We start from the raw sequence: 11,890 nt of genomic DNA on the forward strand, positions 1-11,890 counted from the left end.
GCTGAAGATCCACTAAAAAGTGCTTTTCTTTTTAGTTAGCTGAAGCCGTCCCCATGGAAAGCGCAGCATATTCCCGCAGCGCTCGCCTAGCACAAAAAATCCGGTCAAACTCACCACTAAGGAAAGTGGGCTACTTAACATAATCTATCTTATCGCCAGTTCAGTGGCTGCTTTGAGTGGTCGGCAAAGGACCGGGCGAATTTGGCCCGGTTTTTCTTATAAGATTAGAAAACATATAACCTTTGGCATAATAGGATGTGGAATGATTTAGATTATGAGCTCGTCGGTGTGTAAAGTAGTTGATTCCATCATTCCACTCAGGAAAGTGGACTACTTAACATCCTCCGTCTTAAGGCAGTTCAGTGGCTGCTTTGAGTTATTCGTAAAGGACTGGCTGTGTTTTTGCCCGTTTTCTTGTTTTGGAACAAATACCTTCGTTTTTTGGCAAACTTACACTCAGGATGTATATTTTTTCTTATTTATAAAAAGCTATCCCTAAGTGAAGCAACTTTATTCGATGTGTGGAGGTAACATGATATGAAGAAAAAATTTATCATTAGTTTTTTGCTGCTTATGATCTGTACGCTAAACTTATATGAAACAGAAGTGGATGGTTTTTCGGACCAAGTCATTCAGCATGGTGCCACTGGGGACGATGTTATTGAACTCCAGGCAAGACTTCAATATTTAGGATTTTATAATGGGAATATTGATGGTGTGTTTGGTTGGGGAACCTATTGGGCATTACGAAATTTCCAATATGAATTTGGGATGGAAATCGACGGTTTAGCAGGACAATCGGCTAAACAAAAACTGGCAGAAGCGAGTGAATTTGACAAGGAATATGTGCATCAGCAGATACAAGAAGGAAATAAATTCAATCATTATGGTGGTACAGATCGATCGGAATCAAATGACCCAGCTAGTGATCAGGGCGCTGGGGAGGGAACTGGAGATTTAGAACCTACCGCCGTTAATATTCCACAAGGTTTCTCACAAAACGATATTCAGATCATGGCGAATGCCGTATACGGAGAGGCGAGAGGAGAACCATACGAAGGGCAAGTAGCGGTTGCTTCCGTTATTCTAAATCGAGTAGAAAGTCCAACCTTTCCGAATACGGTATCGGGGGTAATCTTTGAACCAAGGGCATTTACAGCGGTCAGTGATGGACAGATCTGGCTTACCCCAAATGAAAATGCGAGTAAGGCAGTGCTAGATGCTATCAATGGTTGGGATCCAACTGGTGAAGCCTTGTATTATTTCAATCCTGACACGGCGACATCAGGATGGATTTGGTCTCGACCGCAAATTAAACGAATTGGCAAGCATATTTTCTGTATGTAAGGAGGAGGTGAACAAGTGATACGTTGGATTTTAATCAGTATATTAAGCATTGGTTTGATTGGTATTGGAGTATGGGGGTATAAAGAGCATCAAGAAAAGAATGCGATTTTGATTCAAGCTGAAAATAGTTATCAGCGTTCTTTCCATGATTTAACTTTCAACTTGGATTTATTACATGACAAAATAGGTTCCACGCTGGCAATGAATACGAGGAGACAGCTTTCTCCGCAATTAGCTGAGATTTGGCGATTAACCTCGATGGCACATAGCGATGTCGGTCAATTGCCACTAACCTTATTACCATTTAATAAGACAGAGGAATTTTTATCCCAAATGGGTGATTTCAGTTATCGTACCGCTGTTCGAGATCTGGATACGGAACCGTTAACAGAAGAAGAAGTAGATACATTAAGCTCTCTCTATGAAATGTCAGGAGATATTGAACAGGAATTGCGTAAAGTACAAAATATGGTATTAAATGAGAATTTACGCTGGATGGATGTACAGCTCGCCTTAGTAAATAATGATGAGCCAGCGGATAATACCATTATTGATGGTTTCGAGACGGTTGAGAAGACAGTGGAAGGTTACACAGAAGGAAAATTAAATGCGAGCATCCTTGGGACATCCAGTGACAAAGATGGTTTCAATATGCTGGGTGATCAGGTAATATCACAGGAAGAGGCTGAAGAAACGATGCGTACCGTCCTTGGTTTAGAGGAGAACACCGCGTTGGATCTTAGTAAAACTGGTGATGGGGCAAATGTACCGTTATTTAGTGGTTCTTTCCAAGAAAACAACCGATCAGGTTATATCGATTTGACACAGCAAGGAGGTTATCCGCTATCTTTTATGATCAATCGTGAAGTGAAAGAATCAAAGATCAGCCTCCATCAAGCAATGCAGACTGCGGAAGACTATCTTGAAAACAGTGTATTTTCCAGTGACTTTAGCGTAATTGAAAGTAACCAATATGACCATGTAGGTGTATTCCAGTTTGTGCCACGTGACGGAGAAGTATGGATTTATCCCGATGCGATTCAGGTGAAAGTGGCCTTGGATACCAATGAGGTGATTGGATTTATAGCAAAGGATTATTTGGAAAATTATCATGAACGTCAGATTCCAGAGGCTGCTATTTCAGAAGCTGAGGCAGAAGAGGCTGTAAATCCTAATTTGAGGGTAGAGGATCATCATCTAGCGATAATCGAGGATGACCTTGGTGAAGAAGTGTTAAGCTATGTCTTTTTAGGCACCTTAGATAGTGATACGTATAAGATCTTTATCGGAGCAGATGATGGCGAGGAACTGAGAATAGATAAATTAAAGCAGGCAGAAATCAAATATTAATCGATAAACAAAGGCTGACACTGCTCAGCCTTTGTTTATTATAGACAACACACTTTGATTAGTAACCAAGCTAGAAACGAAACAGCCGATCAGATGGCTGATTTGAAATAGCTAGTCCTGTAGTAAAGGTGATTGTTTTTCTCCGTTGAATAATTGCTCGAAAATAGCCTGCCACTTTATCACATCAATTTTATTTGTACAGTACTAGCATAGGTTAGCGTTTTTTCGTTATTTTGTACTAACACCTTTTCCCATCAGTCGTTTTTTGTGGTAGACTATAGAGAGACACTTATGCCAATGATGAAAATATCAAAAGGTGTAATCGTACATCTTCTGCAGTTAATGAGCACTGCGCAAAGACTTGAATGACGGCGATTTACATAATAGGGAGAAAGAGGAGAAACATTGATAAAATTAGGTGCTGTATTGCAGTTAGAAGCCACAGATAGTGAGCATACCTATAAGTGTAAAGTAGTAGATATTAGCGAAGGACAACTATTTGTAGATTACCCTGTCCATACCATTACAAGACGGACGGAGTTATTTCCGGTAGGAACGACTTTTCATAGTTCATTTATCCAGAATAACAGTGTATATAGTTTTTTTACGAAGATACTAGCCAAACAAAACATAAAAGAAATCCCTGTATTGGTTTTGGCATTTCAAGAAAATAGCATGAAAAGGATTCAAAGACGGGAACATTTACGGGTAGAAACCATCTTAGATATATCAGTGAAATCTTCCTCCATTGCTTTTCATACTGTTAGCGCTGATCTGAGCGGTGGCGGAGTATCTGTCATTTTGCATTCCGATCAAGTGATCCAAGAAGGGGAACAGCTGGATTTGATGCTTGTTTTACCGATTAACGGTATAATAGAATATATCCATGTTATTGGCACAGCTTTACGTGATCGCGAGCAAAAAGAGAATAAACGTCGGTTATCCATCCGATTTGACAAGGTCCGTTCGCAAGATCAACAGCTGATTGTACGCTATTGTTATTTGCGGCAGCTAGCCGATTTTAAAAAAGAATTTAATAAGGATGTATAATCATTTCAGAGAATGACAGGGTGTAGTGATAAAGAAAGAGAGGTTGTAAGGGATGAGTGCAAAGCATTTAGCGATAGCGATTGATGGACCAGCTGCTGCAGGAAAAAGTACAGTGGCCAAGATAGTCGCAAAGGAATTATCCTATATTTATATTGACACAGGTGCGATGTATCGCTCGCTAACCTATTCGGTGCTGGTAAATGGCGTTCCAAGAACCGATAAACAACAGGTGATAGACCATTTAGCAGCCATTGAAATCTATATCGATACCAATCAGGCTGTCTTCATTGATCAAATGGAGGTAACCGAACGTATTAGAACAGAAGAGGTGAGTCAGCATGTTTCTGAGATAGCTTCTATTCCAGAGGTACGGGAGGAGATGGTGCGCCGTCAGCAACAGCTAGCTGCAAAAAGAGCAGTGGTGATGGATGGCCGGGATATTGGAACACACGTCATTCCAGATGCAGAGGTGAAAATTTTCTTAATTGCTAGTGTCGAAGAGCGAGCACAAAGACGACATGCTGAAAATCAAAAGAAAGGTTTTACCTCCGATCTTGAGCAAATCAAAAAAGATATCGCAAGGAGGGACAAACTAGATTCAGAACGAGAGGTGTCTCCACTAAGAAAAGCGGACGATGCCATCGAAATCGATACGACATCCTTAGCGATAGGCGAAGTGGCCGAAAAGATATTGACGATTGCGAAAGAAAAGGTAAGGGGTTAATAGGAGATGAGTTTATATAACATTGGAAAAGTCCTTGTAAAAATGGTACTACAGCCAAAATATAGAGTGCAGAAGCAAGGCTTAGAGAACATTCCGGCGGAGGGTCCTGTTATTATCTGCAGTAATCATATTTCCAATTATGATCCGCCGATTGTAGGAATGACCTGTCCTAGGACGATTCACTTTATGGGGAAAGAAGAGTTATTTGAGAACAAAATTCTCGGGTTTATCATGCGTCAAATACATGTCTTTCCGATCAAGCGAGGGATGAAAGATCGAAACGCCTTGAGAAAAGGGCTTGAGATTTTAAAAAACGGGAATGTATTGGGATTGTTTCCAGAAGGGACCAGAAGTAAAACGGGTGACTTACAACGCGGGTTGGCAGGCGCGGGATTCTTTGCGCTAAGGTCTAAAGCAACTGTGATCCCTTGTGCGATTATTGGCAACTATAAAGGGAAACAGCCATTAATCGTTCGGTATGGTCCACCTGTTGAGATGGAAACATTAAGAGAAAATAAGGCATCCGCACAAGCGGTGACCGATGCTATCATGGCAGAAATAAAAAAACTGAAAGAAAATGACTGATTTTATGCTATATAACTTGACAAATCAGACTAAATATTAGAAGTTAGAAAAAAGCACATTTATGTTTTGTGTTGTAAATCGAAGGAGGTCTTTGTCATGGAAGAGATGAATAATGAAATGTCTGAGATTAAGGAACTTTCAGTAGGAGATACCGTTACAGGAAAGGTTTTGAAAGTAGAAGATAAACATGTGCTTGTTGATGTTGGGTACAAAGTAGAAGGTATTGTACCAATCAGCGAATTATCTGCTTTACGCATTGAGACAGCCAGTGACGCTGTTTCAGAAGGCGATGAATTAGAATTAAAGGTAAAGAAAATGGAAGATGAAGAAATCGTATTATCTAAGAAAGAGGTCGCAGCAGATAAAGCTTGGGCCGATCTGTTAAAGATTTTTGAAAACAATGACACGATTGAGGCAACCGTTCGTGATATTGTAAAAGGCGGTTTAGTAGTAGATGTTGGTGTACGAGGTTTTATACCAGCTTCTTTAGTGGAAACACACTATGTGGAGGATTTTGCTGATTATCAGGATCGAGTACTCAGCCTGAAAATAGTAGAGCTTGATCCCGATCAAAACAGGATCATTTTATCTCACCGTGCCGTTGTAGAAGCGGAAGAAGAGCAAAAGAAACAGGATGTGTTAGCAGACTTAGAAGAAGGACAAGAAATAGATGGTACAGTCCAACGAATTACTGATTTTGGTGTATTCGTGGATATTGGAGGAATCGATGGACTTGTACATATTTCTCAATTAGCTCACAGCCATGTTGATAAGGCTTCTGACGTTGTTTCTGAAGGTGACACATTAAAAGTGAAGGTGTTATCTATTGATAAGGAAAAAGAAAGAATTTCATTATCACACAAGGCTACTCAACCAGGTCCTTGGGATGGCATCGAAGAGAAGATTCAAGTCAATGATGTGGTAGAAGGAACCGTAAGACGTCTTGTGAGTTTTGGTGCATTTGTAGAAGTACTTCCTGGAGTAGAAGGTCTTGTACACATTTCACAAATTGCTACGGAACATATTGGCACTCCTGGTGAGGTATTATCAGTAGGTCAGCAGGTTCAAGTGAAGGTGCTGGAAGTAAGTGAAGAAGAGAAACGTATTTCTTTAAGCATGAAGGAAATAGAAGAAGAGAAGAGTCAGCAGGAAATTCAGCAATATGAAACCGATGAGGATCAATCAGGTTTCCAACTTGGTGATATGATTGGTGATAAACTAGATAAATATAAGAAATAATACAAAGAAACATGCTGCACACGTTGCAGCATGTTTTTTTGTGAAAATATAAGAAAACATAGAATTCTGAGTATGTTAGGATGTGGACCGATTTTGATCTTGAACGAATGGTGGTACCGATAAGCTAGATGATGTAAAGTAGCCCACTTTCCTTAGTGGTGAGTTTGATCGTTTTATCTGTGCAAAGCAAGCGCTCCGGGAATAGGTTCCGCTTTCCATGGGGCCGGCTTCAGCTAACTAAAAAGAAGAGCACTTTTTAGTGGATCTTCAGCTCGTCCTGCGATGCACAGAACGTGCAAGTGCAGGCGTTGCAACAGGACGTTGCGTTTTTAGCCTGTAAACCCTTTTCCATTCTTCACCTATTCCCTCCGCTAGATTGGAGTACAACAATGGTTGTTACTGCAAGGAGAAAGCGTTCTAGTACCCTAGACACTGTTGTAGCAAAAGGAGGAAATCGTCAACTAATTCTTCGTCTGCGTAATGAATCATGGTACAAATATAAAAGTCATAACGTAGGATCAAACCGTTCTCAGAAAAAGGTTATGCGGTTTACTTATTGGCAGAAATATAGTGTCTGGAACACTTCATCCTAGCAGTCATTCGATTGTAGTCCTGCTACCCAGCAAAACCTATTTCCGGAGCGTTTCCTAGCACTGACAAACAAGCAACTTTACTACATGGGATAATTGAACTAGATACTTTACATAATCTAGCTTATCGGCAGTTCATTAACTACTTTGAGTGCCCGGTTTTTCTGAGCAAAATAGTATAGAATTTTTGCTACCATTATGTATGCGGGTTTAAACTGGTTTTCGAATCCCTGAGCTCGCTTCCTCTCTTACATTCATTGCTATTAAGCAAAATGATATGTCTAGAATGATAAAGGGTTGGTCATACTGGTAAGGGTGATGAATGTGCAATTATATTATACGATTTATCTATGTTGGATTTTATGGTGCTGTGTCACATTTTTTATGAACAGGTCTCCGATTCAATATTGCTGTTCCATTAGCTTGTTGTTATTTCTAGTATTACTGCCACATGAGCTTATATTGTATGATTTTCCAGTGCAACTTGCATTCGTACTACTGCTTTTTGTCGGCATAGTGTTAGCTATTCATCAACAGCTGCGTATCAAGCAATACCTTCTGATTGCCATGATGGGTTACTTGTACACCATTTATTTTCTTTGGCGGTTGATTACACCAGTTTTTAATGACCGTACCTTTATTGCAGCAGCAGTTCTTATTGGTGTTTTAATCTTGGTTTTTTTATCTCGAGATTTAATGGTACAGGTAACCCTGTTAATAAATGCTGTTTGCTTTGGCCAACTGTTATACAGTTTGATTTGCTACAGCTACCATCTGCAATATTCAATGGATCCACTATATGGTTTTCAAATTGTATTGACAATATTGACTGTTTTGACCGTAAGAAAATGCTGGTTGCAAGGTATAAGAAGAATAGAACAGTATATACAAGCATTAAAAATAAAAAAGAGGTGGCACGTATGAATGAATATACCTATCCTATTATGTTTGGTATTTTTGTTGGAGTAATCACGAGACTGCTTTTACTGCGGTCCGATTATCGTCAATACCCAACCTATCTACATGGTAAGATTATTCATTTAGCACTTGGTTTCATTGCGGCGAGTTTAGGGTCAGTTGCAGTCCCTGCGTTAATGGAACAGGAATACACAGCGGTGACTTTCCTGACTATTGCGGCTTCTCAATTCAGGGAAGTAAGAAATATGGAAAGAAACACGCTTACGGAATTAGATGGCTATGAGCTGGTTCCTCGAGGTAATACATATATAGAAGGGATTGCGATTGCATTTGAGAGTAGAAACTACTTAGTTATTTTCACTTCTTTAGTAACGACTTTGTCTTATCTCGTGTGGAATTTATATGCCGCAATAGTGGTTAGCGTCATTTGTGTGGTGCTTGCTAAAAAGAATATGTCTGGCTCTAGATTGGGGCAGATTGTAACGATAGAAAAAAAACCACTGACCTTTGATGGTGCAGGTTTATATGTTGATAATATCTATATTATGAATATTGGTTTACCTGAACGTCAAGAAGAAATTATGAAATATGGAATGGGCTTTGTGCTAAAACCTAAAAACTTTAACGCCCGTGCTACAATCGCTAATCTGGGGCAGCGTCAAGCCATTCTTCATGATGTATCGGTTTCCTTAGGTGTATTTCGTGATTCCGGAACTCCAGCGCTTGTTCCCTTGATCAAACGTGATTTAGATGATGGTCGGATTGGCGTATTTATCCTGCCACAGGAACAAGAGGTACAAAAGGCTATCCATGTCATTCAATCTGTTCCTGTTTTGGAAAATGCAATCCGAATGCCCTACAAACCAAAATTGTGATGATTGGAGTGAACATAATGCAACTGGAAAAGGCAATATTAGCAACAATTACAACAAATTCGAATAAGGTGACAGCGGGTGCCTCCATCTTTATCTGTGAGACGAAAGAAGAGATGGACAAGGTTGCGGCGAATCTGGAAGCAATTCTAGATGGGATTAGTCATGCACTTAGTGAAGAACTATATATTATCGTGAAGCATTAAGTTTACTATAATTTTATTATGTAAACTCACTAGCGTCGCATAAATATATTCTGAATTTTCTGACTATTATTTTCTGCTTTTTTGATGAAAAAGAAAGACAACCAAGCAAAGGTAGTAAACATCCATTTTTTTACTATAGCTATTGACCTAAGCAACAACGACAAGAAATGCTTTAGGGAACACTTTTCCCTTGAATTTTGCGAATCCAGATATGAGCCGATTTCCACAAGGCAGCTTTTAAATATCGACTGATTTGTAAATAGGTACGCTTACTTTTGGTTTCGAGTTGGATCAACACGTTTAAACAGTAGACGATCATGGCGATGTACACTTGATTATGGACGGCTTGTTCGCTCTGACCATAAAACTTTTTAATGTTTAAGTGCTGTTTCATCCATTTGAAAAATAATTCAATGGCCCAGCGTGATTTATACAACTCAGCGATTTCATCCGCATCTAAATCAAAGCGATTTGTCAGAATTTTCAGCTCATTACCTTTTGAATCGATGACTTTCAAAAGTCGAAATACGTTCTCTGATCGATTTTGCGTAGTTCCAATCACGACCATTTCATCAGATAAAACATCTGAATTTTCTGGTAAGCTGAACGTTTCCAATGTACGAGTGACGGCATTTTTACGTACGCGTGAGACGAAGAAATACCCTTCGTCTGTCATGCGATCAAATCGTTCGTAGTCTAAATATCCTCGATCAAACACGTACATGCAGGCTTTATCATCGACTAAGACTTCGAGTTGGCCTCGATCGTGTACTTTCGCGTTAGTAAGCACTGCTTGATCTGGATAGGAACAACCCTTCTCCATATAAACCAAACGTAGATGAAGCTTGACGCCAGCTTTTGTTTTGCGGAACTTTGCCCAATTGTGGTTATTCAAGCATAGTGGCAGGGTACTGGAATCAATGATTTTTAATGGCGTTGTCGTTTTTCGTCTCGTTTGATAATCCGATTTTTCATGAATTTGCGTCACTAAATGCAGAAAAATGGCCTGAAAGAATTCTGTAGGAATGTGATTCAAACGTCTCCCTAATTGGGAAAAGCTAATAGAATCAAGATTGGTTGCCTGTTGTAATTCTTCTGAAAAAACACTATCGCTAACAGCACGCAAACTTTCTGTCTCATGGAGTTGCGCATACAGTAATAATTTCATGAAAGATGTCATATAAAGCTTTTTGGTATAGTAATCTAAATGATAGTTTTCCACTTGTTCCTGCAAAAAATCTGATGAAAGAAGAGAAAACCATTGTTCAAATGATGTTTTTCGAGTAAACTTATCCATGTGTTAGTCCTTTATTTTGGATTTGGATCGGTTTACTACCACCCAACCATTATAAAGGATTTTTTTACGGTTGAACATATTTTTCAGAATATTCTGATTTTAATGCTGGACTGAATTATTTTAATGCGACACTAGTGATGTAAACTAATAGAAAAACTTGTTTGTACACGATGAGTATGGTAATTTAATTAAGTGAGACTAATTATGCAAGAGAATTACCTCTAAATAATAGTGAATGCGATACGATCATCTGGAGGCTTTATTCTTCTGGATGGGTAGCGCGACTTATCGGAGTGTTAACGCAGTTATTCCACACCATTCTTAACTCTGAAAGCGTGAGGATTACGGACGATTACATCGAGATAAAATAAGAAGATAGTAAGGAAGGATGAGCCTTCATGAGAAGTTCAGTAGTTGCCATTGTAGGAAGGCCAAATGTCGGGAAATCAACCATTTTCAATCGATTAGTTGGCGAAAGAATCTCGATTGTTGAAGATATCCCTGGGGTTACACGAGATCGTATTTATGCAGAAGCAGAATGGCTAAATACGACCTTTCGTTTGATCGATACAGGTGGTATAGAGATTGGTGATGAACCTTTATTGGTTCAGATGCGGGAACAGGCAGAAGTAGCCATTAGAGAAGCAGATGTGATTATTTTTATGGTGAATGGAAGAGAAGGAATTACCGCAGCCGATGAAGAAGTGACCAAAATATTGTTTAAATCGAATAAACCGGTTGTATTAGCAGTGAACAAGGTAGATAATCCAGAGATGAGGGATCAAATATACGAATTCTATGCCCTAGGATTTGGCGAACCATACCCTATTTCTGGCACACATGGTTTAGGATTGGGTGACTTGCTCGATCAAGTCGTAGGTCTTTTCCCGGAAAGAGAAAATGTACCGATCGATGAAGAGGTTATCCATTTTAGCTTGATCGGCCGACCAAATGTAGGGAAATCCTCCTTAGTAAATGCGATTTTAAACGAAGATCGTGTGATTGTAAGTGATATCGCAGGTACGACTAGGGATGCGATTGATACTAATTTGAGCAGAGACGGACGAGATTTTGTTATTATTGATACAGCAGGGATGCGAAAGCGGGGCAAAATCTATGAATCTACAGAAAAATATAGTATCTTACGTGCCCTGAAGGCGATTGAACGGTCAGATGTGGTATTAGCCTTGATTGATGCGGAAACGGGCATTATCGAACAAGATAAGAAGATAGCTGGATATGCCCACGAAGCAGGCAAGGCCGTTATTATTGTTGTTAATAAGTGGGATACGATTGAGCAACATGATCAGGCAATCAAGGAATTTGAAGAAGAAGTTCGAGCGCATTTCCAGTTTCTTGATTATGCACCAATTGTATATTTATCCGCTCAAACCAAAAAAAGATTACACACGCTTTTGCCAAAAGTGGTGGAGGCAAGTGAGAATCACGCCAAACGTGTGGAAACGAATATCCTTAATGATGTCATTATGGACGCTTTGGCGATTAATCCAGCTCCAACGAAACACGGGAAAAAATTGAAGGTCTTATATGCCACACAAGTTGCTGTTAAACCACCCAGTTTCGTTGTGTTTGTGAATGATCCGGAGCTAATGCATTTTTCTTACCAGCGTTTTTTGGAGAATCAAATTCGAGAAGCATTTGGCTTTGAAGGCACACCGATTAAAATATTTGCACGAAGAAGGAGTTAGGAG

11 protein-coding genes are annotated in these 11,890 nt (G+C 39.5%); 10 read left to right on the top strand and 1 reads right to left on the bottom strand.

Annotated features, from left to right (window positions below; translation table 11 throughout):
* Positions 1 to 537: 537 nt before the first annotated feature.
* From sleB to E0E32_RS12415, 9 genes are all read left to right on the top strand, one after another.
* Positions 538 to 1,347, top strand: coding sequence for a spore cortex-lytic enzyme (gene sleB, locus E0E32_RS12375; protein WP_066193162.1), 810 nt, complete (start codon positions 538 to 540; stop codon positions 1,345 to 1,347).
* Positions 1,348 to 1,362: 15 nt separating this feature from the next.
* Complete coding sequence (ypeB, locus tag E0E32_RS12380; RefSeq protein WP_130859863.1) at positions 1,363 to 2,697, top strand: germination protein YpeB; 1,335 nt, start codon at positions 1,363 to 1,365, stop codon at positions 2,695 to 2,697.
* 405 nt (positions 2,698 to 3,102) lie between these two features.
* Positions 3,103 to 3,747 (top strand): flagellar brake protein, encoded by a 645-nt coding sequence (locus E0E32_RS12385; protein WP_066193166.1) that lies wholly within the window; start codon positions 3,103 to 3,105, stop codon positions 3,745 to 3,747.
* Between the two features lie 52 nt (positions 3,748 to 3,799).
* Positions 3,800 to 4,471, top strand: coding sequence for a (d)CMP kinase (cmk, locus tag E0E32_RS12390; protein WP_130859864.1), 672 nt, complete (start codon positions 3,800 to 3,802; stop codon positions 4,469 to 4,471).
* 6 nt (positions 4,472 to 4,477) lie between these two features.
* Entirely contained in the window at positions 4,478 to 5,056 is a 579-nt protein-coding gene (locus E0E32_RS12395; RefSeq protein ID WP_066193169.1) for a lysophospholipid acyltransferase family protein, read from the top strand.
* A 96-nt stretch (positions 5,057 to 5,152) separates the two neighbouring features.
* Positions 5,153 to 6,295 (top strand): 30S ribosomal protein S1, encoded by a 1,143-nt coding sequence (gene rpsA / locus E0E32_RS12400; RefSeq protein ID WP_130859865.1) that lies wholly within the window; start codon positions 5,153 to 5,155, stop codon positions 6,293 to 6,295.
* Between the two features lie 908 nt (positions 6,296 to 7,203).
* Positions 7,204 to 7,809, top strand: a complete 606-nt coding sequence (locus E0E32_RS12405) for a YphA family membrane protein (protein ID WP_434059212.1) — start codon at positions 7,204 to 7,206, stop codon at positions 7,807 to 7,809.
* The gene (locus E0E32_RS12410; protein WP_066193176.1) at positions 7,806 to 8,678 is read left to right on the top strand and encodes a YIEGIA family protein; all 873 of its coding nucleotides are present in this window, start codon (positions 7,806 to 7,808) and stop codon (positions 8,676 to 8,678) included. Before E0E32_RS12405 ends, E0E32_RS12410 begins: the two co-directional genes overlap by 4 nt.
* Positions 8,679 to 8,695: 17 nt before the next feature.
* Positions 8,696 to 8,881: a capping complex subunit for YIEGIA gene (locus tag E0E32_RS12415; protein WP_066193179.1), complete on the top strand. Its 186-nt coding sequence runs from the start codon at positions 8,696 to 8,698 to the stop codon at positions 8,879 to 8,881.
* A 172-nt stretch (positions 8,882 to 9,053) separates the two neighbouring features.
* Here the strand turns inward: E0E32_RS12415 and E0E32_RS12420 are convergent, their stop codons facing one another.
* Entirely contained in the window at positions 9,054 to 10,178 is a 1,125-nt protein-coding gene (locus tag E0E32_RS12420) for an IS4 family transposase (RefSeq protein WP_130859342.1), read from the bottom strand.
* Between the two features lie 398 nt (positions 10,179 to 10,576).
* On the opposite strand from E0E32_RS12420, the gene der reads away from it, so the two are divergent.
* Complete coding sequence (gene der, locus E0E32_RS12425; protein WP_066193181.1) at positions 10,577 to 11,887, top strand: ribosome biogenesis GTPase Der; 1,311 nt, start codon at positions 10,577 to 10,579, stop codon at positions 11,885 to 11,887.
* Positions 11,888 to 11,890 lie beyond the last annotated feature (3 nt).

The sequence above is a fragment of the Gracilibacillus phocaeensis genome (assembly GCF_900626275.1).
In the GTDB taxonomy this organism is placed as follows: domain Bacteria; phylum Bacillota; class Bacilli; order Bacillales; family Amphibacillaceae; genus Gracilibacillus; species Gracilibacillus timonensis.